This is a genomic window from Streptomyces sp. NPDC005728, from assembly GCF_040630895.1.
GTDB lineage: Bacteria > Actinomycetota > Actinomycetes > Streptomycetales > Streptomycetaceae > Streptomyces.
The window spans coordinates 1-20,229 of sequence record NZ_JBEXYL010000125.1 but is presented as its reverse complement, the minus strand read 5'-3'; the positions used below and the strand labels follow the sequence as shown (position 1 = coordinate 20,229).

General features: G+C 68.5%; 21 protein-coding genes and 3 pseudogenes. 23 read left to right on the top strand and 1 reads right to left on the bottom strand.

Features of this window, described 5'->3' with window-relative positions; translation table 11 throughout:
- From ABZ471_RS42500 to ABZ471_RS42475, 6 genes and pseudogenes are all read left to right on the top strand, one after another.
- Nucleotides 1-168: pseudogene (locus tag ABZ471_RS42500) on the top strand (transcriptional regulator); the annotation flags it as partial.
- 326 nt (nt 169-494) lie between these two features.
- Entirely contained in the window at nt 495-779 is a 285-nt protein-coding gene (locus tag ABZ471_RS42495) for a hypothetical protein (protein ID WP_359074430.1), read from the top strand.
- 160 nt (nt 780-939) lie between these two features.
- A complete protein-coding gene (locus tag ABZ471_RS42490) occupies nt 940-1,680 on the top strand; it encodes a DUF6879 family protein (protein WP_359074428.1) in 741 nt (246 codons plus the stop codon).
- Nucleotides 1,677-2,525, top strand: coding sequence for a helix-turn-helix transcriptional regulator (locus tag ABZ471_RS42485; protein WP_359074426.1), 849 nt, complete (start codon nt 1,677-1,679; stop codon nt 2,523-2,525). The genes ABZ471_RS42490 and ABZ471_RS42485 overlap by 4 nt, the downstream gene beginning before the upstream one ends.
- An 85-nt stretch (nt 2,526-2,610) precedes the next feature.
- The gene (locus ABZ471_RS42480) at nt 2,611-3,072 is read left to right on the top strand and encodes a hypothetical protein (RefSeq protein WP_359074424.1); all 462 of its coding nucleotides are present in this window, start codon (nt 2,611-2,613) and stop codon (nt 3,070-3,072) included.
- Nucleotides 3,069-3,407: a hypothetical protein gene (locus tag ABZ471_RS42475; protein WP_359074422.1), complete on the top strand. Its 339-nt coding sequence runs from the start codon at nt 3,069-3,071 to the stop codon at nt 3,405-3,407. Before ABZ471_RS42480 ends, ABZ471_RS42475 begins: the two co-directional genes overlap by 4 nt.
- Nucleotides 3,408-3,454: 47 nt before the next feature.
- On the opposite strand, the gene ABZ471_RS42470 is transcribed toward ABZ471_RS42475, so the two are convergent.
- Entirely contained in the window at nt 3,455-3,670 is a 216-nt protein-coding gene (locus ABZ471_RS42470; protein ID WP_359074420.1) for a hypothetical protein, read from the bottom strand.
- 321 nt (nt 3,671-3,991) lie between these two features.
- Here ABZ471_RS42470 and ABZ471_RS42465 point away from each other — a divergent pair, with 321 nt between their 5' ends.
- The 17 genes and pseudogenes from ABZ471_RS42465 to ABZ471_RS42385 all read left to right on the top strand — a co-directional run.
- Nucleotides 3,992-5,083, top strand: a complete 1,092-nt coding sequence (locus tag ABZ471_RS42465; RefSeq protein ID WP_359074418.1) for an IS110 family transposase — start codon at nt 3,992-3,994, stop codon at nt 5,081-5,083.
- A gap of 6 nt (nt 5,084-5,089) precedes the next feature.
- Complete coding sequence (locus ABZ471_RS42460) at nt 5,090-5,347, top strand: Tn3 family transposase (protein WP_359074434.1); 258 nt, start codon at nt 5,090-5,092, stop codon at nt 5,345-5,347.
- A 604-nt stretch (nt 5,348-5,951) separates the two neighbouring features.
- Nucleotides 5,952-6,812 (top strand): annotated as a pseudogene (locus ABZ471_RS42455) (reverse transcriptase N-terminal domain-containing protein); the annotation flags it as partial.
- Nucleotides 6,813-6,992: 180 nt separating this feature from the next.
- A complete protein-coding gene (locus ABZ471_RS42450; RefSeq protein ID WP_359074416.1) occupies nt 6,993-8,225 on the top strand; it encodes a site-specific integrase in 1,233 nt (410 codons plus the stop codon).
- The gene (locus ABZ471_RS42445) at nt 8,222-9,151 is read left to right on the top strand and encodes a tyrosine-type recombinase/integrase (RefSeq protein ID WP_359074414.1); all 930 of its coding nucleotides are present in this window, start codon (nt 8,222-8,224) and stop codon (nt 9,149-9,151) included. The genes ABZ471_RS42450 and ABZ471_RS42445 overlap by 4 nt, the downstream gene beginning before the upstream one ends.
- Nucleotides 9,148-10,137 (top strand): tyrosine-type recombinase/integrase, encoded by a 990-nt coding sequence (locus tag ABZ471_RS42440; protein WP_359074412.1) that lies wholly within the window; start codon nt 9,148-9,150, stop codon nt 10,135-10,137. Before ABZ471_RS42445 ends, ABZ471_RS42440 begins: the two co-directional genes overlap by 4 nt.
- Before the next feature lie 108 nt (nt 10,138-10,245).
- The gene (locus ABZ471_RS42435; protein WP_359074410.1) at nt 10,246-11,133 is read left to right on the top strand and encodes a group II intron maturase-specific domain-containing protein; all 888 of its coding nucleotides are present in this window, start codon (nt 10,246-10,248) and stop codon (nt 11,131-11,133) included.
- Nucleotides 11,134-11,197: 64 nt separating this feature from the next.
- Entirely contained in the window at nt 11,198-12,115 is a 918-nt protein-coding gene (locus ABZ471_RS42430; protein WP_359074408.1) for a Tn3 family transposase, read from the top strand.
- Between the two features lie 251 nt (nt 12,116-12,366).
- Nucleotides 12,367-12,646 (top strand): annotated as a pseudogene (locus ABZ471_RS42425) (ATP-binding cassette domain-containing protein); the annotation flags it as partial.
- A gap of 76 nt (nt 12,647-12,722) precedes the next feature.
- The gene (locus ABZ471_RS42420; RefSeq protein ID WP_359074406.1) at nt 12,723-13,088 is read left to right on the top strand and encodes a PadR family transcriptional regulator; all 366 of its coding nucleotides are present in this window, start codon (nt 12,723-12,725) and stop codon (nt 13,086-13,088) included.
- Nucleotide 13,089: 1 nt separating this feature from the next.
- Nucleotides 13,090-13,671 carry a hypothetical protein gene (locus ABZ471_RS42415; RefSeq protein WP_359074404.1) on the top strand — a complete coding sequence of 194 codons (582 nt, stop codon included), beginning with the start codon at nt 13,090-13,092 and terminating at the stop codon, nt 13,669-13,671.
- Nucleotides 13,668-14,795, top strand: coding sequence for a serine hydrolase domain-containing protein (locus tag ABZ471_RS42410; protein ID WP_359074403.1), 1,128 nt, complete (start codon nt 13,668-13,670; stop codon nt 14,793-14,795). Before ABZ471_RS42415 ends, ABZ471_RS42410 begins: the two co-directional genes overlap by 4 nt.
- A gap of 448 nt (nt 14,796-15,243) precedes the next feature.
- Complete coding sequence (locus tag ABZ471_RS42405) at nt 15,244-16,905, top strand: IS1182 family transposase (RefSeq protein ID WP_359074432.1); 1,662 nt, start codon at nt 15,244-15,246, stop codon at nt 16,903-16,905.
- A 24-nt stretch (nt 16,906-16,929) separates the two neighbouring features.
- Nucleotides 16,930-17,070, top strand: a complete 141-nt coding sequence (locus tag ABZ471_RS42400; RefSeq protein WP_359074436.1) for a hypothetical protein — start codon at nt 16,930-16,932, stop codon at nt 17,068-17,070.
- Between the two features lie 10 nt (nt 17,071-17,080).
- A complete protein-coding gene (locus tag ABZ471_RS42395) occupies nt 17,081-17,359 on the top strand; it encodes a DUF5372 family protein (protein WP_359074402.1) in 279 nt (92 codons plus the stop codon).
- A 174-nt stretch (nt 17,360-17,533) separates the two neighbouring features.
- Entirely contained in the window at nt 17,534-18,013 is a 480-nt protein-coding gene (locus tag ABZ471_RS42390; protein WP_359074401.1) for a helix-turn-helix domain containing protein, read from the top strand.
- A 304-nt stretch (nt 18,014-18,317) separates the two neighbouring features.
- Nucleotides 18,318-20,229: recombinase family protein (locus ABZ471_RS42385; protein ID WP_359074400.1), on the top strand; the 1,912-nt coding region annotated here is incomplete at its 3' end.

Below are 20,229 nucleotides of genomic sequence, written 5' to 3'. Positions count from 1 at the left end.
GACCGACAGGTGATCGTGGAGAACTGGCATGCGGAGTTGTGGATCGATGACCCGTCCAGCGTCGACACCTACCTCCGTACGTGGAGCACGCTGCGGGAATCGGCGGTGTATGGGGTGGACGCGCAGAACGTCATCCACCGCGCCCGGCGAGCACTGAACACGCGCTGAGGCTGCGCCCTGGCAGAGCCTCCCATTCCTGATCACCCCGGCTTCCTCGGAAGGGATGCCGGGTCAGGGCTGTCGCTCAGGTGGACGGTTCGTGGAACCTCCGGCATGTCGTCGGGGTCCCGTGGCCACGTAGCCCGGATCTCATCGGACGCGACGATCTGCGGCCAGTGCTGAGCATCGGTGAAGTGGTAGAGGATCACGGCCGCACGATACGTCCTGGCCAACGCCAATCACTCACCCCCTGTCACAACCTGGTCACACCACCCGCACATCGCCCTCACGGCACGCATGATGCTCCTTCCGTAGTGAGACCCCCGGGGGATTCCATGCGCATCCGTACCACTGTTACCGCTGCCGTCCTTCTCGCTCTAACCGTCGGAGGCTGCTCCAGCAAGCCGTCCTACCAAGAAGTCGTCAAGCAGTGCACTGCCGCGCTGAAGGAGAAGCACAAGGGCGGAGAGACAAAGAAGCCAGCGGAGTGCCACGACGTGAAGGACGACGATTACACGGCCCTCGTAGCGGCACAGGCTGTCGACGACCTCGGCTGGACGGACAGCAATGGCGACTTCGATGAAAACAAGATGCTCGACAGCGCCACAGAGCAGCCGTAGCCGTCCTTGCCAGGACGTTCAGCTCCCGTATGAGCGCCACCGAAAGGATTGTGCGCAATCGCCCAGCTCGGATACGAGTGTGCAATCTGCCGCAATCCCTTAGCGCCACGACGCTATCCCACGCATTCTGGGTGCCCAACCACCCAGCTGTGGAGGCGACATGGCGCTCAGGTTCATCGGCACCACCAGCGACGACGGCGACTGCCCCACCCTGTACGAGATCGAAGGCACCGACGAGATCCTCGTCCAGGGCGACCGCGAGACCGACCCCGATCACCTGGTGCAGCTGCGCGACGTGAAGCCGTCCGAGACGTTCGTACGCGTCCCCCGCAGCCTGCTCACCCGCTACGCCCCAACCACTCCAGCACCAGAACTGCAGCCGTTCTCCTCGATCTCCCACCTCTTCCGCGAGTTCCGGCACACCGCCTGGCGACTGGAGACCCGACGCGGCTACGCCTCCGACCGCCGCAGCCCCAAGTGGGCACGCTGGCAGGCCGGCGAGGACATCACCACCGAGCCGGCCAACGCCTGGCGGGAGAACGTGGTCGAGCAGACGGCGGCCGGGAAGCGGTTCGAGCGCGTTCGCCTGGTCGACGACCCACCCACCGACGGACAGCAGTTCCTCCTCGCCAGCGCGCCCGGCAACGTGGCGGCCGGCGAAGACATCCGCAACCTGACCCGCGCGCAGGCCGAGCAGCTGCGACTGCCCGACTGCGACTTCTGGCTCTTCGACTCCCGCCTCGTCGCCCGATTCGCGTTCGACGAGGACGACACCACCCTCGGCGTGTACGTCACCGAGGACCCCGCCGAGGTGCTCGCCGCCTGCCAGGCCCGAGACGCCGCCTGGCATCACGCCGTGCCTACGCAGGAGTTCGCCCGGCAGGTAGCTTCAACCGTGTGAGCACAGACTTCCAGACGGCCCGTGAAACCCTCGGTGCGCGCCTGCGCGAGCTGCGCATCGAGGCCGGGCTGGAAGGGAAAGACCTCGCCGCGCGGCTCGGCTGGCAGACCTCGAAGGTCAGCCGCCTGCAGAACGGCAAGCAGACCCCTACCCGCGAAGACCTGACCGCGTGGGCGGACGCCCTCGACCGGCCGGACGTCGAGGCCGAGCTGCACGGGCTGCTGGCCGGACTTGACATGAAGCAGCGCAACCGGTCATGGCGCAAGCAGCTGGCCGGCGGACACCGCGGCCGTCAGGAGATCGCGGTACGGCAGACCGAGGCCACTTCGTTGATCCGCGGTCTGGAAGTCTCCCGGATCCCTGGACTGTTCCAGACCCCGGAGTACGCGCGGGTCATCTTCGACGCCAACGCCGAGTTCCGCGGAATCCCACCCACGACCGACGACGCAGTCGAGAAGCGGATGCGCAGGCAGGAAGCCCTGTACGACCCGGACAAGACGTTCCGGTTTCTCGTCTGCGAGGCCGCCCTGTATCACCGGCCGTGCCCCGTCGAGGTGATGGCCGACCAGCTCGACCGCCTGTACAACCTCGTCGGGCAACGCCGCGTCGAACTCGGGATCATCCCGTTCGGCGCGCAGCTGCGCCGCACGGCACCGCACGCGTTCTGGATCTACGACCGCCGGTTGGTCATCGTCGAGACGATCAGCGAGGAACTTTGGCTCACCGGCGCTGAAGACCTCGAGTTGTACGAACGGGCGTGGGCCTGGCTCGCCGAATCCGCCGATTACGGCGCCACGGCGCGCCGTCTGATCGGCCGTGCACGAGCCTCTCTCGACCTGTCGTAGGCAATCAGCGCAAGCCCCGCAGCAACGCGCGCAATCCTACGCAATCGGCGCACAGGCCCGCAACCGTCCTGCATACGGTCTGGGCATGCCGACGCAATTCCACCTCGCCCCGACGCGTGCGGGGCAGGACTGGCTTCTGTCCTGCGCCCCCGACCCCGCCACCATCCAGCGCGCATGGGACACCCAGCAGCTCGCCGCGATCCCTTCGGGCCCGCACTGGCGAATGGCCGAGGCGTCGCTGCCGCGCACCCTCGACGCGGTCCGGCGCATGGGCTCCAACCCTCATGGCCCGGTGCTCGCCGACACCCACCTCGGCACGGCCTGGTGGCTGCTCCCGCCCGGCCTCGCCGACGAACTCGACGACGTCACCGGCCTCACCGTGCACCCGGCTGGCTGGCCGCTGGAGTGCCCGCCCGTCGTGCATTCCTTGGCCGGCAGGTGGTGGCTGGAGCTGCCGGACGGCACCGGCCAGCTCACCAACCCGACACTCCTCGCCGCCGCGTTCGGCCCTGGCGGCTACCATCCCGAAGCGGAGACACAGGCATGAGCACCGCGCCGCAGACGACCCAGTCAGGCCCGCTGGCCCTGCTCGACCTGCCCACCCCCGCGACACTGACAGCCGCCCAGCTGCGCGGCGCCCACTGCGTGTGGTGCTCGGCCGAACTCCACGGCAACACAGCCGTAGACCTCGAGCCCCGCCACGACAGCATCAAGGGCGTACCCGGCCGCTGGTACCCCCGCGGCTGCCGACCCTGCACCCGCACGCCGCTCCTGCTGCTGGTGCGGACGCACCCGGGCACCTGCGAGCAGTGCACGGATGACGCCTCCCTGTGCGAATCCCGTCGCGCCCTACGGGCCCTGGCCCTGGAGCTGCGCCGATGACCCCGAAGCCAACTACTGCACCGACGACTGCGCCCGGAGCGAGCCGGCTACTGCGGCGAGTGGTACCCCGGCCATCGAGGGTTCTGCACCCGGCCAGCGACCCCGTCCTCCTTCTTGGGGCCGGCCGGGGTGATACGGATCGGCATGACCAGGCCTCGGAAGACGTCGGCCTGGTCGGGAGTGTGCAGGAGGGCGGCCTTGGTCGGGTGAGACAGCTCTCGGTCGGTTGTCAGTCCCCACTCGTACAGTCGACGCAACGACAAGGAGGACTCATGACTGACCACAGCAGCGAAGCCCGGAACTACGCGAACTTGGCTGACCAGGAACTCGCGGGGGTCACTGATCCTGGTCAACGTGCGACAACTGTGAGGATCATGGGGTGCCGCAGGGGGCCGGCGCCTGACCCGTGCGACAACTGGCCGAGGTGCCTTGGTGTAGAACTGTCGGCTCCGGCCCCCTGCGGTGTGTACTGCCGCCGGCCCGGTGAACGTGTCCCGATAGGGGCTTTGCCGCACAAAGCACCGTCACAGTTCTGACCGCCCACCGGACCGGTGTCAGCCACCAGACCCAGTCCAAGGAGCCTCGTGACCGTCACCAGCATGCCTCAGCTGACGCTGCCCACGCAGCCAGTCCCGGACCCGGCCGAGGAGGTGGTCCTGGGGGTGGACACCCACAAGGACGTCCACGTCGCCGCTGTCATCACCCCTCTGGGCGCCTCGCTCGCCCACCAGGAGTTCCCGACTACCGCTGCGGGATATCGTCAACTACTCGTCTGGGCACGGTCGTTCGGTGTCCTGCATCGGGCCGGTGTCGAATGCACCGGATCCTACGGAACCGCGCTGACCCGGTACCTGCGCAGGGCAGGCATCGAGGTCGTCGAAATCAACCAGCCCGACCGTGCCACCCGGCGCAAGCGCGGCAAGACGGATGCCGTCGACGCGGACGCAGCCGCCCGGGCAGTACTGTCCGGACGCGCCACCACCGTGCCGAAGACCGCGGACGGCCCCGCAGCGGACATGCGGGTCCTGCGGCTGGCCAAGGAATCGGCCGTCAAGGCCCATACCCAAGCGCTGAACCAGCTCAAGGCCGTCCTGCTCGCCATCGACCCGGACCTGCGCGAACTGCTCACTGGCCTGAGCAATCCTGCGCTGGTCGCCACCTGCGCGGCCCTCGATGCCGATGACCGGGGTGAGGCCGTCTTCACGATGCGAATCCTCGCCCGCAGAGTCCAGCACCTGTCCGACGAGGTCAAAGAGCTGACCCGGCGCACCACCAGGGCCGTCCGCTCCTGCCGGCCCCAGATGCTCGACCTGGTCGGTGTCGGGCCCGACAGCGCCGCGGTCCTCCTCATCGCCGCAGGTGACAACCCTGACCGGATCACTGACGAGGCATCCTTCGCCGCCCTGTGCGGCGTCAGCCCGGTCGAGCAGTCCTCCGGCAAGACACAACGACGGCGCCTGAATCGCGGAGGCAACCGCCAGGCGAATGCCGCCCTCTACCGCATCGTGATGACCCGCATACGCTGGGACGAACGCACCCAGAAGTACCTGCAGCGACGCACCGCCGAAGGCATGTCCAAGCGCGAGATCATCCGGTGTCTCGAGCGGTACGTCGCGCGCGAGCTCTACCGCCACATCCAACCCCTGGCCACCAGCCAATTTCCGTCCTTGGCTTGACGAAACATAGGGGCTTCTGTTCGTCAACCGGACCAACATGCGCGCGGCGCTGGTGCGGCTGGTCAACGCTACCTTCACCGCCCGCGACGCGGCGCGTGGTGCGGCGAGGGCACCGCCTGCGCGAGCGACTCCAAGAAGTTCGGCTCCTGGAGCTCGAACTTCATGACCGAGTGGCACCAGCGCTACCGCGGCCCCGGCGTGATGATCTACTGGCAGTGCGACCTGAAAGCCGCACAATGCGAGCAAGCGTCAGGATGGAGATAGTGACGCTTTCGACCTGTGACCAACTGGTCGATTCCCCAGCCAGCGTGCGGAGGAAGTAATTCCTCGGTGCGGAGCCTGGCCAGCAGACCGAAGGCCGAGACGACCACTGGATCGGTACGGGTCGGGGAAAGTCCGGACGGATGAACACAAGTGAACCCTTGATGAGGACTCGTAAAGATCAGCCGCCTCAGTGGAAGCTGTCGAGGCGGTACAGGAGCTACCGGGTGAGAACCCCTGCGCGACTCCGGATGCCATCTGCCATCACCGGAGTAGGTCACCGCGGCTCCCGGGTCAGAGAGGGCATCCACCCCGGACGCATCTCGCGTGTGTGGAACAGGGAAAACCCGTAGAGGTCCCTATGGGTAGGCCGGAGGCAACGAAGGCTGAACTCCTCTGCGGGAAAAGGATGGTCCGAGAAGCGAACGCCGCCACGCCGAAAGGCAAGGGGAAAGGCCGGGATCAGGGGCTCCGCCCTCCGGCTATAACCCGGCGGATACCGGGCTGGTGCCCGGGTCCGAAAGGACGCCCAAGCGGACCGGGTGGGTCTTTGAGGCACCGATGACGAATCGAGTTCACGACAGTGCAAGTTGGACAGGGAGGGCGTATGGACCAGAACACCGGACCGGTGCCCTTCTGGAACGGAGCTGTCGACGACGCCGAAGCCTGGCACCAGATCGACTGGGGCCAGGCCGACCGCGAAGTAACGAGATTGCGGCAGCGGATCTTCAAGGCCGCCCAAGCCGGTGACACCAAGAAGGTCCGAAACCTCCAGAAGCTCATGATGCGGTCGGCCGCGAACACGCTGCTGAGCGTGCGCCGGGTGACCCAGGTGAGCCGGGGGCGGAAGACCGCCGGAGTGGACGGGGAAACGGCGCTCGGCCCGAAGGAGCGGGGCCGACTGGCCCGCCAGCTCCTGCGGGACGGGGCCGCTCGTCCGCGCCCGGTGAAGCGAGTACAGATTCCGAAGGCGAATGGGAAGACGCGTCCGCTCGGTATCCCGGTCATCCGGGACCGAGTCCACCAGGCCAGGGTCAAGAACGCCCTGGAACCGGAGTGGGAGGCGCGTTTCGAGGCGCGAAGCTACGGCTTCCGCCCCGGCCGGGGATGTCACGACGCCCTAGCAACCATCTTCCAGGTGGTGGGTAAGCCCGCCAGCAACCGGAGATGGGTGCTGGATGCCGACTTGTCGGCGGCGTTCGACCGGATCGACCATGCGCACCTGATGCGGTCCATCGGCAACTTCCCGTCCAGGGACGCGATCGAAGGATGGCTTAAGGCCGGGGTAATGGACAGGGGAGTCTTCGCACCCACGGTGGAAGGCACCCCGCAAGGTGGGGTCATCAGCCCGCTCCTGCTCAACATTGCCCTGCACGGAATGGAGGAGGCGGCCGGGGTCTCCTGGAGGAAGCACCGGGATTCCCGGATCCTCAAGGAGGACTCTCCGGCGCTCGTGCGGTACGCGGACCTATGCCGAACTCGGCATAGGTCCGCTTATGCCGTGCGCCGGGTTATGCCGACTGCGGCGGCGACAGCATGACGGACCTGGGGTCTGGTTTCGAAAGCTTCAGCATAACCAGCGGCCTCCGTACGAGGCGGCTCATATCCCTGTCTGCGTAGGCGAGTTGCCTGCAGACAGGAGAAGGTCATGGATGTGATCGGAGGGCGGCGCCGTGGGCCGGTGCCGCTGGTGGTGACGGGACCGTTGTCTCCGTACGAGTCGCTGGTGCGTACGGAGCTGGTGTCCCGGGGGTACGCGGCGTCGTCGGTGAGGGACGCGGTGCGCATGATGCGGCGCCTGAGCCTGTGGATGGATCGGCGTGAGCTCGTCGCGGCCGGGCTGACGCCGGCAAGGGTGGAAGAGTTCCTGGCTTTCCGGCGGGCGGTGTGCTCCTCGGAGCCGGTGGCCCGGCGGTCTCTGGGGGCGGTGGTCAAGGTGCTGCGGCACGCCGGCGCGGTTCCGGTTCCGGTCGAGGCCAGCGGCGACGCGGTGCAGGAGGTGCTGGCGGACTACGGTGCCTACCTGCGCGGGGAGCGGGGCTTGGCAGCCGAGTCGGTCCGCTGCTACTGCGGCCAGGCCCGCAAGTTCCTGGCTGCGCTGCCGGATCCGCTGGACGATTCGCTGGCTCGGCTGGATGCCGTTCAGGTGACCGCGTTCATGGTGCGGCACACCGCGGACGCCGGGAGTGTGTGGTCGGCGAAAGCCCTGGTGACCGCGGTCCGCTCGCTGCTGCGTTACCTGCACGTGGACGGCCGGATACCGGCACCGCTGACCGGGTCGGTTCCCGCGGTGGCGGGATGGCGGCTCGATTCTCTGCCCCGTGGACTGGAACCGCAGCAGGTGTCCGCGCTGCTGTCCGCACCGGACCCGGAGTCCCCGGCGGGACGGCGTGACAGGGCAGTACTGACGGTGCTCGCCCGTCTCGGGCTGCGCGGCGCGGAAGCCGCCGCCCTCCAGCTGAGCGACATCGACTGGCACGCGGGGGAGATCGCCGTGCGGGGCAAGGGCTCGCGCGTCGAGCGGCTGCCGCTGACCGCCGAGGTCGGCGAGGTGCTCTCGGAATACCTGGTGGAGGACCGTCCCCGGTGTTCGGCCACGGCCGTGTTTCTCACCGCCCGGGCTCCGTATCAGGCACTGACCGGAGCCTGCATCCGAGCGATCATGGGGCGGGCCTGCGAGAGGGCCGGACTGCCGCGGCTGGGAGCCCACCGGCTCCGGCACACTCTGGCCACCACCATCCTGCGGGCCGGGGCCCCGTTGCCCGAGGTCGGCCAAGTGCTCCGGCATCGCAGCCAGTTGAGTACCGCCATCTACGCGAAAGTCGACCATGAAGCCTTGCGGTCTCTGGCCCAGTCGTGGCCGGAAGACGGTGCACGGTGACCACGCTTCGACAGCACGCGGAAGAGTACCTGGCCATGCGCCGGCGGCTGGGGTTCAAGCTGACCACCTTCGGCGAGAAGCTGATGAGCTTCATCGGCTACCTGGAGCACACAGGCGCCACCGTCCTGACCACCCGGGCCGCGCTCGCCTGGGCGACGGATACGCCGCGCAGCACCGATGAAGTGCACTGGAGTCGGCGGCTGATGGTCGTGAGGATCTTCGCCCGGCACCTGAAGACCCTGGAGCCGGCGACCGAGATCCCGCCCGATGATGCCCTGCCGCATCACTACCGGCGCATCACCCCGCACCTGTTCACCCCGGCCGAGCTGGACCGCCTGCTCAAGGCGACGAGTGCCCTGAGCCCGGCCTTCCGGGCCCGCACCTGGCACACGTTCATCGGCCTGCTGGCCGTGAGCGGCCTGCGCACGTCCGAAGTCTGCGGCCTGGACCGCACCGACGTCGACCTTGCCGGTGGTCTTCTCACCGTGAGGGAGACGAAGTTCGGCAAGTCGAGGCAGGTTCCGGTGCATGCCAGCACCGTCACGGCACTGCGAAGGTATGCCCGGGAGCGTGATCTCCAGCGGCCCGTCCCGAGCACGGCGGCCTTCCTGGTCTCCACCCGCGGCACCCGGCTCGGCTCCCGCAACCTCCCGCACACCTTCGTCCAGCTGCTGTCCGCCGCGGGCATCACCGCAGATGAGGGCCACCGCAGGCCGCGTTTGCACGATCTGAGGCACACGTTCGCGACCACGACCTTGCTGCAGTGGTACCGCGACGGCGCGGACGTGCAGGCGAAGCTTCCACTGCTGACCACCTACCTCGGTCACGCCGACCCGAAGTCCACCTACTGGTATCTCTCCGGCTCACCGGAACTCCTGTCCCTGGCCGCAGCCCGTCTGGAGCACAGCTTCGGAGGCCGGCCATGAGCGACCTCGCGCCCCTGCTGCAGGGCTTCTTCACCGACAAATTGATGCTCCAGCTCCAGGCCAGCCAGCACACCATCCCGGCCTACCGGGACACCTTCACCCTCCTGCTCGGCTTCGCCGAGCAGCGCACCGGCCGACGGCCGACCCTTTTGAGCATCGCCGATCTGGACGCACCGACAATCGGCGCGTTCCTCCAGCATCTGGAAACCGTCCGCGGAAACACCGCGGCGACCCGCAACGTCCGGCTCGCCGCGATCCGTTCGTTCTTCCGCTACGCGGCCCTACGGGCGCCCGAGCACGCGGCGGTGATCCAGCGGGTGCTGGCGATCCCGCCCAAGCGCTTCGACCGGGCCATCGTCAACTACCTCACCACCACGGAGACCGACGCCCTGGTCGCAGCACCGGCCCGCACCACCTGGACCGGACGCCGCGACCATGCCCTGCTCCTGACCGGCATCCACACCGGACTGCGCGTCAGCGAGCTGACCCGGCTCACGCTCCAGGACGTCCATCTGGGCTCCGGCCCTCACCTGCGCTGCCATGGCAAGGGACGCAAGGACCGGTGCACCCCGCTGACCAGCGATACCGCCAAAGTGCTCAAGGCCTGGCTCAAGGAACGAGGCGGCGAGCGAAGCGATCCGCTGTTCCCGACTCGCCGCGGCACCCCGCTCAGCCGGGACGCCGTCGAACGCCTCGTCGCCAAGCACACCCGGACCGCCGCAGCCACCTGCCCGTCCCTGGCCGACAAGCACGTCACCCCGCACACCCTGCGGCACAGCACCGCAATGGCACTCCTTCACGCGGGAGTCGACGTCTCCGTGATCGCCCTCTGGCTCGGCCACGAATCAACTGAAACCACACAAATCTATCTGCACGCCGACATGACCATCAAAGAACGTGCGCTCGCGCGCACGGCTCCCGCCGACAGCACCCCCGGACGTTTCACCGCTCCGGACAACCTACTGGCGTTCCTCAAGACACTCTGAGTCGCAGGCCAGGGATTATGCCGACCACTCCGAGGCAGGCACAGAGCTCGTCATGCTGTCGCCGCCGCAGTCGGCATAACCCGGCGCACGGCATAAGCGGACGACTGCGTGGTCATCTGTCACACGGAGCAGGCCGCGCACGAGACGTACCGGCGGTTGAAGGAATGGTTCACACCCAGAGGTCTGGCTTTCAATGAGGAGAAGACGAGAGTCCGACACCTCACGGACGGCTTCGACTTCCTCGGGTGCACCATCCGGACATACGCCAACGGCTACACCCTCGTGACGCCGAGCAAGGACGCGGTGAAGAGGGCCAGGGAACGTATCCGGGACATCGCCCGGACGAACCGGGGTAACCCTGCGGGTCTGCTGATCCGTCAGATGAACTCGTTCGTCCGGGGCTGGACCATGTACTACCGCCCCTGGAGCTCCAAGAGGGCCTTCACGGACATCGATCGGATCCTGTTCGGCCAGTTGTGGAACTGGGCGTGCAGACAGCATCGGCGGAAGGGAAGGCAGTGGGTCGCGGCCCGGTACTGGGACAAGCGGGTTCCCGGGAGTGAGAACCGCTGGATCTTCGGCGAAGATTCGGTGCACATCAAGCCCGCCGCGATGACCAGGATCGTCCGGCACGCGCCGGTCCTTGGGACCCATTCCAAGGATGACCCGGCGCTGGTCGGCTACTGGGCCGAGCGCGCAGCCAGACGGACAACGCTGGGACTGGAGAACAAGTTCGTCCAGACCCTCGCCGTCCGCCAGAAAGGCCGATGCGCACGATGCGGCCTCGATCTCGTTGAAGGAGCCGAGTTCGAACCGGACAACGTCCACGACTGGGTGTCCTGGTTCGACGCCGTCCGCCGGACGCTGAACGTGCACCACATCGTGCACCGCAAGCACGGCGGCGGGAACGACCTCAAGAACCTCGAACTCCTGCACTCGCAATGTCACCAGCAGCATCACGCGCTCGAAGGCGCCGATGCGGGCAGGCCCACGTGACCTGCTTGAGCCGTGGTGCGGGGAAATCCGCTCGCCCGGTTCTGAGGGGGCCGGGGTCCCAGCAATGGGCCCCGGCTACCCGACCGTCGAGAAGAAGTCGCTATGCGTCTACAGCCAGCTCAAATCCTGCTCGGCCTCCGAGATCGCCACGATGATCGAGGGCGTGCTGCGGCACTGCACGGACGTGGAGATCCACCGGCAGTACACCGACACGCACGGCGCTTCCATCGTCGGGTTCGCCTTCGCCCCCATGCTCGGCTTCAACCTGCTGCCCCGGCTGAAGAACGTCGGCTCGGCCAGGTTGTACCGGCCGGCGGCCGGTCAGGACGAGAAGTGGCCGAACCTGGCGCCGGTGCTGTCCACCAAGACGATCGACTGGGACCTGATCCGCCAGCAGTACGACCAGACCGTGAAGTACACCACCGCCCTGCGCCTGGGCACCGCCGAGGCCGAACGGGTCCTGCGGCGCTTCACCCGAGGCGGCCCGAAGCACCCCACGTACCGGGCGATCGAGGAACTGGGACGCGCGGTGCGTACGGCGTTCATCTGTGACTACCTCGCCGACGCCGACCTGCGGCGCGAGATCAACGACGGGCTCCAGGTCGTGGAGAACTGGAACAGCGCAAACCACGACCTGTTCTACGGCAAGGACGGCGACCTGACCGGCTCCGACAAGGAGTCCCAGGAAGTCTCGATGCTGGCCCTGCACCTGCTCCAGTCGGCGCTGGTGCACGTCAACACCCTGCTCCTCCAGGACATCCTGAGCGAGGAGAAGTGGCAGAAGCGGCTCACCGACGCCGACCGACGGGCGCTGTCCCCGCTGTTCTGGACCCATGTGAACCCCTACGGCCGGTTCGAGCTGGACATGAACTCCCACCTCGACCTGGCCGCCGCGGCGGCCATGGTGCCCGGCCCCCGCACCGCGTCCGACACGCAAAGGACCGAACCGGCGGCGGAGGGTGCGGCCGGGTCGGCATCTTGAAGACCCGTCCCCGGCCTCGCTTCCCGGGCGGCTGGATCGTTGACCTTCGGTGAGGCGCCGGGCCGGGGAGGGGGCCGGGTACGGGAGCCTGACGCGAAGGCCGGTCAGGCGGTGGGGATGACGTAGGCGCGGGCGAAGTGGGTGCCGATGCGGGCCTCGTGGAGGTGGCTGACGATGGCGCGGTCGCCTTCGACGCCCATGACGACGTGGAGGTGGACGAAGCCGTTGCGGATCTCGCCAGGCAGGTCGTACGGGCGCGGGTGCGGCTTCAGACCGGTGCGATGCTTCAGGAGGGCGGGTTCGTCTCCGAGCTCACGGCCGATGAGACCGACCGCACGTGGGCCGGGTGCGTCAGCGGCGCGCGGCCGGTCGACGAGGCGTTGGGGATGGTGGGGTTGGGCGGCCGGGCGGGTGCGGGTCAGCCAGCTCTCCGGCGGTGAGCGCTGACAGATGGATCTGGCGTTCGCGCTGCTGGGTCGGCCGCGGGTGCTGTTCCTGAACGAGCCGACGGCTGGGTTCGATACCCAAGGAAGTGGAACGGTCCAGCGCCACTAGCTGGCTTGGATCGCTACTTGACGAAACAAGGTACCTTTCCTAGCCTTCTTTCATGGGCACAACACACGATCCCCAACTGCTCAAAGGGGTGCTGTCGCCGCTGCTGCTACGGCTGCTCGCCGAACGCGAGTCGTACGGCTACGAGCTGGTGCAGCGGCTGCGAGCTGCCGGGTTGTCGGGCATCTCCGACGGCACGGTCTACCCGGCGCTGTCACGGCTGGAGCGGGAGGAGCGCATCATCTCCCGGCTGGTCGCGTCACGCTCCGGCCCGGCCCGCAAGTACTACCGCCCCACCGCCAGTGGCTACGCCGCCCTGGTCGAGGCGACCGCGGACTGGCTGGCGCTGGCCGCCACGGTCAACGGTGTGCTGTCGCGCCCGGTCCCGCCCACACCCGCTCCGCCGACCGAGGAGACATGAGATGGCCCATACCCTGACGGCGATCGACCGGCTGCGCATTGAGTACGCGGTGTGGCGGCTCGACAGCCTCCTCCATGACCTGCGTTGGCGTTCCCGCGTGGCCAAGCGCCGCGAGGTCCGCGCCAACCTGCACGCCGCCGCGGCCGACGTCGGGACCACCGAGGCGCTGCGCCAGTTGGGCGGGGTACGGCGGCTGGCCGCCGAGTACCTGGCTGCCGAGTACGGCGACTGGGGCCGGCGCCCCACCTGGACGACCGGGGCGGTGTGCATGCTCGTTGTCCAGTTCGGCAGCTACGCGCTGATCGAGGCCGGCCGGTCGGCCTTCACCGCCGGTGTTCTCGCCGCCCACCCGCAACCGCAGGGCACGTACCACTGGGCCGGGATCCCGTACCTGAGCGACGACGCCACGGTCACCTTCACCGGCGCCGGCCACTCCTCGCTGGGCGGCGCCTATACGCCCCTGGTCTACCTGGGCATGCTCGCCGCCTTCGTCGCCGGCGGCCGACTGTGGCGCCTCCTGCCCCCCGGACGCCGCCACCAAGCCACCACCATGTCCGCTGAGCCCGCGGAACGTACCCGATGAAGCGTCTCCTGCTCACACTCATCCTGTCCACGGCGGTGCTCGCCTCTGGTGCGGCACCCCCCGCCGTCGTGTGGCCGGCGGCGTCGGCGCCCGCGGTCGACCTGCGCGACGCGCTCCGGCCGGTCGTCGCCGCCGGCGCCCCGGGCGCCATCGCTCTCGTGGGAGACGGCCGCCGCACGCACAGCGCGGCGGTCGGTACAGCCGACCTCGGCACCGGCGGGCGCATGCGGACCGGCGACCACGTCCGCATCGGCAGCGTCACCAAGACCTTCGTGGCGGTCGTCGCACTGCAGCTCGCCGCCGAGAACCGGCTGGACCTCGACGACCCGGTCGGCCGATGGCTGCCCGGGGTGCTGCCCTACGCCGACCGCATCACCGTCCGCCAGCTGCTCAATCACACTAGCGGCGTCCCCGACTACGTCGACAAGCTCCTGCAGTACAACGCGACCCAGCCCGGCACGCCGTGGCTGCGCCACTGGGAGCCCCGCGAGCTGGTCGGCTTCGTCGCCGGCGACCCGCCACTGTTCGCCGGCGGCAGCGGATGGCAGTACTCCAACACCGACTACATCCTCGTCGGCATGATCGTCGAGAAGGTTACGCACCGGTCGCTGGCCGGCGAGGTCGACCGACGGGTGATCGACCGGCTCCGGCTGCGTGACACGTCGTTTCCCACTGACGACCCGACCCTGCCCCGTCCCGCCGCCCGCGGCTACGTGGACCCGGGCCCGGCCGCGGCGCCGGTCGACGTCACCGAGTACAACCCCACGGCACTCTGGGCTGCCGGCGCCATGGTGTCCACAGCGGGCGACGTGGCCCGGTTCTACCGGAACCTGCTCGGCGGCCGACTGCTGCCCGCGCCCCAGCTTGCACAGATGCTGACCTTCGTCGACGCCGACGGCTTCGGCTACGGCCTGGGCATCGCCCGCATCCCGACCCCGTGCGGCCCGGCCATCGGGCACGACGGGGCTGTGCCCGGCTTTGCCGCGAACGCGTTCGCCAGCCCCGACGGGCATCGACAGGTCGTAGTCACATCGAACCTTTCCCCGGGTCGACAGGCCCAGGTCCAGGAAACGTTGGTGTCGACGCTCTTCTGCAACCACGAACGACAGGTCGGACCAGCATGACAAGGCGGTGAGCTCGCGAAGGGCTCTTCCACCCAGGGCAGCCACTGCTGGTGCATGGCCCCGATCCGGCAGCCGGGGTGCCGGATCGGCGGGGCCGTGTTTCATAGGTGGTCGCTCGTGAAACACTCTGCCGCGCAGCCCGCGTCCAGCGGGTTCCCAGTTTCATGGGTTGTTGCAGATGACTCGACGGCCTTGAGCTTGTTCCGCTTTGACGGACACCATCGGTGTGGTGGTCAGGCTGCGAGTGCGGCCTCGTATTCGGCGGGACTGCGGTAGCCGAGACTGCTGTGCAGTCGGTGCAAGTTGTACCAGCCCTCGATGACCCCGTTGCTCAATTGGGTGAATGCGTCTGATCTCCGCCTTGGTGGGTGGTGGAGGGGTGGAGTCTGAGGTCGGGGGCTTGGGTCGCGAGCCCGCCTCGATCTCGGGACGGAGGGGCTGGGTGTCGATGCGGGCGGACTCGGGTCGGGAGGTGCCTGAGGGAACGCGGGTGGTGGCCTGGGCAGCGTTTCCCAGGGGGTGTCTGGCGATGCGGGTACGGGACGCGCTCGGTCCACTGTTCGACGACGAGGTCTTCAGGTCCGCTTTCGGCGTGCGTGGCCGCCCCGGTGTCGCTCCGGGCCAGCTGGCGCTGGTCAGCGTGCTGCAGTTCGCGGAGAACCTGACCGACCGCCAGGCGGCCCACGCGGTGCGCGCGAGAATCGATTGGAAGTACCTGCTTGGCCTCGATCTGGCAGACCCGGGCTTCGATTTCACCGTGCTGACGGGGTTCCGCGACCGTCTCCTGGCCCACAGTCTGGAAGAGGAGATCCTGGATCTGCTGCTGGAACGGCTCACGGAGCTGGGGCTGGTGGCAGGCCGGGGCCGACAGCGCACCGACTCCACGCACGTGCTTGCCGCGGTGAGGGACCTCAACCGCCTGGAGTTCGTCGGCGAGACGCTGCGAGCCGCGCTCGAGGCCGTCGCCGTCACCGCACCCCAGTGGCTCGCGTCCTGGATGCCCCCGGCCTGGCAGAAACAGTACGGGGCCCGCATGGACTCCTATCGGCTGCCAAGTGATGAGAACGAGCGGACCCAGCTCACCTGGCGCATTGCAGCCGACGGCTACCTGTTCCTTGAGACGGCCTTCGCGTCAGCCGCTCCCGACTGGCTGCGGGAGGTGCCCGCGGTCGGCATCCTTCGGACAGTGTGGCTGCAGCAGTTTCAGCGGACGGTCATGGACGGGGTGCAGGAGGTGGCCTGGCGGGGGAAGAATGATCTCCCGCCCAGCAGAGCGAGGATCACCTCGCCTTACGACCCCGACTCCCGCAACGCCGTCAAGCGCGGCTCAGCCTGGGACGGCTACAAGGTCCACTTCACCGAGACCTGCGACGCCCAGGAGAGCGGCCGACCCCACCTGATCACTCACGTCGTCACCACGGACGCCACAGTCGGCGACCCCGTGGTCGTCGACGAGATCCACGACCGGCTCCATGCCAAGCACCTGCTGCCCGGCGAACACCTGATGGACGCCGGATACATCTCCGCGGAGCTCCTGCTCACCGCGCCCAGCCAGCGCGGTGTCCGCGTCATCGGCCCGGTCAGGCCGCACACCCGTCACACTGTCCAGGCCGCCGGCTACGGCAAGACATCCTTCACCATCGACTGGGACGCGCGACAGGCGACCTGCCCCAACGGCGCGAACAGCCGTTACTGGACCGAAGGACTCGACAACAACCAGCGGCCCGCGATCCGCATCCGGTTCGCCACCGAGACCTGCGGGCCTTGCCCGGCTCGCGCGCAGTGCACCAGCTCCACCCGCTACGGCCGACAACTCACCGTCCGCCCGCAAGATCAAGACGCCGTCCTCGAACGCGTCCGAGCCGAGCAGGAAACCGAGGAGTGGAAGGCCGTCTACGCGATCCGCTCCGGCGTGGAGGGCACAATCCACCAGGCCGTCACCGCCACTGGCGCTCGCCGCACCCGCTACGCAGGACTGCGGAAGACCGCCCTCGCACACATCCTCACAGCCACCGCCATCAACCTCATCCGCATCGATGCCTGGTGGACCGGGCAACCACTCGCCCCAACCCGGACATCACACCTCGCTGCCCTCGACCTTGCCGCATAAGCAATTGGGCAACGGGGTCCCTCGATGAAGTCGAAGATCGCGGTGCGGGCCGCGGCCCGACTGGGCCAGGGGCTGGTGCCGAGCAATTCCCGTTTGATGGTGGCGAAGAACGACTCGGCGAGTGCGTTGGCATTCACCGTCGAATGCGCTCGTTCCCCGCGTTGACGATGGACGCGTGCGGTTGGTCCATCCGTTTCATCCCCGGTGCGGTGAGGCTTTCGAGTTCCTCGAGCGGTTCAACTCGTGGCGCGGAGATGTGGTGTTGGTCCTCGACGGGCAGGGCCGCAGGTGTTCGTTCCCGCTGGAGTGGACTGATATGGCGCCGGTGGATGCGTTCGTCGCGGCGGCCCGCGGCGGTTGTCCGTATCGGACTGGGGATCTGGTCGAGTTGGCGGATCTGGTGGCCCGGTTGCTGTCTGGGAGCCGGAACGGTGTCGCGGAGATGACGCCGTGATCGTCGTGGGATTGAGGCCGCTGGCGGGGGCGCTCACAGGTGCCGCTGGGGGCGTGCGGAGGCTCGGGATGGTCCGTGACCTGCTTCTTCCGCTTCTCTGCTCGGCCTTCGCGCTCTTGGCCCCGGTGGTGGGCGGTCTGATTCTGGGGACATCGGGATCGACGGGGAGGCGCGATGAGCCAGACGGCAGGCAAGAAGGCTGCACTGAAGGAGTTCCGGGCGCTCAATCCGCGGCCCGAAGCCGTGACCGACGAGGGCTTCGCCGCTTGTCCGTTCCTGGACCCGGACGATGTGGTGCAGGTCAAGTACGAGATGGTGCGACGGGTGAGGGTGGACAAGGTCCCCGTGGCCCAGGCCGCGGCGGCTTTCGGGTTCTGCCGGCAGACCTTCTATGTGATCGCTGCCGCGCTGGACGCGGGCGGGCCGGCCGCGCTGGTGCCGGGCAAGCCGGGCCCGAAGGGACCGCGCAAGCTCACCGAGGACGTCATGGAGTTCGTCGAACAGCTCAGGGCCGGCGATGCGTCCCTGCGGCCGGGCCGGCTGGCGGACGCGGTCCTCGAGCGGTTCGGGATCACCGTTCATCCGCGGTCGGTGGAAAAAGCCCTGGCCAGGCGGCGCGAGCCGCGTGCTTCGGAGGAAGCCCACCGCTGCTGACGAGGCAGCGGTGGAGGTGGGCGGGGCCGAGGTGGCCCGGCGGTATGAGGACCTGCGGGCCGCGGTCCTCGGCGGTGTCGACCGGGGATCGCGACATGGCTGGGCGGTGCTGGCCCGCTCCGGCATGGCCGCCTGGATCAATGCAGTCCTGCGAATCCCCATTCCATTACCAGCCGTTCGGCACGAGCCGTCGGCGCCGGTCGCCGTGGCAGGCGAGTTGGTGGAAGTGTTGGCGCGCATGGCATGGACGGCGGCCGGGGGCTGCCGCAGCGGATAACCACAGCGACGCGGCGAGGAGGGTGCGGTGAGTATCGAGCAGACCGGGAAGGTCACGGCGGAGCATCTGCGGCGGGACGCGTATCTGTATGTGCGCCAGTCCTCGCTCAAGCAGGTCGTCAACAACAGCGAGTCCACCCAGCGGCAGTACGCTCTTCGCGGCCGGGCCGTCGCGCTGGGCTGGGAGGACTCCCAGATCATCGTGATCGATTCCGATCAGGGCCGCTCCGGGTCCTCGGCGGCGGGCCGGGACGGCTTCCAGCACCTGGTCGCCGAGGTCTCCATGGGGCATGCCGGGATCGTCCTGGGACTCGAGGTCTCCCGCCTGGCCCGCAACAACACCGACTGGCATCGGCTGCTCGAGATCTGTGCGCTGTCCGGGACGCTGATTCTGGACGAGGACGGCCTCTATGATCCGCGGACTTTCAACGACCGGCTCGTGCTGGGCCTGAAAGGCACCATGTCGGAGGCCGAACTCCACCTGCTGGCAGCCCGGTTGCGGGGCGGGCAGCTGGCCAAGGCCCGCCGCGGCGAGCTGAAGCAGGGCCTGCCGGTCGGCTATGTCCACGACTATGCCGACCGGATCGTCAAAGATCCCGACGCCTCGGTGCGGGCCGTCGTCGAGCACGTCCTGGACCTCTTCGCGGCCACCGGATCGGCCCGCCAGGTCGTCAAGGCCTTCGCCGCCGACCGTCTCACCTTCCCCTCCCGCATCCGCACCGGCCCTCGCAAGGGCCAGTTGATCTGGGGCCCGCTCAAGCACTGGCAGGTCCTCAATGTGCTCCACAACCCGCTCTATGCAGGGGCGTTCTGCTATGGACGGCGCAAGGTCGAGCGCAGTCCGGACGGCAAGACCCACATCCGGCTGCTGCCCCGCGAGCAGTGGGACACCCTCATCCAAGATCACCACGAGGGCTATGTGACCTTCGCCCGGTGGGAGACGAACCAGAGCGCACTCGCCGCCCAGGCCGCCTCCCGCGGCCTGGAGCGGACCGCGACCGCACCAAGGGAAGGGCCCGCGCTGCTGCAGGGCCTGGTGATCTGCGGCCGCTGCGGCCGGCGCATGACCATCGCCTATCACCTGCGGCAAGGCCGCGAGGTCTCCGACTACCGGTGCATGACCCACGCCATCCAAAACGGCGGCAAGGTCTGCCAGCGCATCCCAGGCCCCGGCATCGAACAGGCCATCGTCACCCTGCTGTTGGACGAGCTGACCCCGCTCGCCGTCGAAGCCGCCCTGAAAGTCACCGACCGCCTCGCCGCCCAAGCCGCCGAGGCCGACCGGCTCCGCTCCACCCACCTCCAGCGCGCCCAGCACCACGCCGACTTGGCCAAACGCCGCTATCTCGCGGTAGATCCGGACAACCGTCTCGTCGCCGACAGCCTGGAAGCGGACTGGAACGCGGCCCTGCGCGAGGTCGCCGCGGCTCGCAAGGACATCGAACGCGCCCGGATCGAAGCCGAACCCGTCAACGAGGCGCTGCGGGAGAAACTGGCCCACCTCGCCGGCGACGTGCACCGGCTCTGGCACGACCCCGACACCCCGATGCGGGAACGCAAACGCATCGCCCGCCTGCTGATCACGGACGTCACCCTCACCAAGGCCGAACGGATCACCGCCCAGGTCCGGTTGTCCGGCGGCCGGCACCACACCCTCGACCTGCCCCTCCCTCTCGGCGGCGGGAAACTGTGGCAGACCCCGAAACCCGTCGTCGCCGCTATCGACACCCTTCTCGAGGACCACACCGACGCGGAGATCGCCGACATGCTCAACCAGCGCGACCTGACCAGCGGCAAGGGCCTGCCCTTCCACCGGCTCCTGGTCCGCGACATCCGCCAGGACTACCAGCTCACCAGCCGCTTCGACCGGCTGCGGGACCGCGGCCTGCTGACCGCCCACGAACTGGCCGAACTCCTCGGCGTCAGCGTCCCCACCGTCT

What these genes read in the sequence shown, in the direction of transcription:
- ABZ471_RS42390 (WP_359074401.1), top strand. Translation starts at nt 17,534, where the DNA reads ATGAGCCAGACGGCAGGCAAGAAGGCTGCACTGAAGGAGTTCCGGGCG.
- ABZ471_RS42440 (WP_359074412.1), top strand. Translation starts at nt 9,148, where the DNA reads ATGAGCGACCTCGCGCCCCTGCTGCAGGGCTTCTTCACCGACAAATTG.
- ABZ471_RS42450 (WP_359074416.1), top strand. Translation starts at nt 6,993, where the DNA reads ATGGATGTGATCGGAGGGCGGCGCCGTGGGCCGGTGCCGCTGGTGGTG.
- ABZ471_RS42490 (WP_359074428.1), top strand. Translation starts at nt 940, where the DNA reads ATGGCGCTCAGGTTCATCGGCACCACCAGCGACGACGGCGACTGCCCC.
- ABZ471_RS42480 (WP_359074424.1), top strand. Translation starts at nt 2,611, where the DNA reads ATGCCGACGCAATTCCACCTCGCCCCGACGCGTGCGGGGCAGGACTGG.
- ABZ471_RS42400 (WP_359074436.1), top strand. Translation starts at nt 16,930, where the DNA reads ATGAAGTCGAAGATCGCGGTGCGGGCCGCGGCCCGACTGGGCCAGGGG.
- ABZ471_RS42430 (WP_359074408.1), top strand. Translation starts at nt 11,198, where the DNA reads ATGGGCCCCGGCTACCCGACCGTCGAGAAGAAGTCGCTATGCGTCTAC.
- ABZ471_RS42420 (WP_359074406.1), top strand. Translation starts at nt 12,723, where the DNA reads ATGGGCACAACACACGATCCCCAACTGCTCAAAGGGGTGCTGTCGCCG.
- ABZ471_RS42495 (WP_359074430.1), top strand. Translation starts at nt 495, where the DNA reads ATGCGCATCCGTACCACTGTTACCGCTGCCGTCCTTCTCGCTCTAACC.
- ABZ471_RS42410 (WP_359074403.1), top strand. Translation starts at nt 13,668, where the DNA reads ATGAAGCGTCTCCTGCTCACACTCATCCTGTCCACGGCGGTGCTCGCC.
- ABZ471_RS42475 (WP_359074422.1), top strand. Translation starts at nt 3,069, where the DNA reads ATGAGCACCGCGCCGCAGACGACCCAGTCAGGCCCGCTGGCCCTGCTC.
- ABZ471_RS42415 (WP_359074404.1), top strand. Translation starts at nt 13,090, where the DNA reads ATGGCCCATACCCTGACGGCGATCGACCGGCTGCGCATTGAGTACGCG.
- ABZ471_RS42405 (WP_359074432.1), top strand. Translation starts at nt 15,244, where the DNA reads ATGCGGGCGGACTCGGGTCGGGAGGTGCCTGAGGGAACGCGGGTGGTG.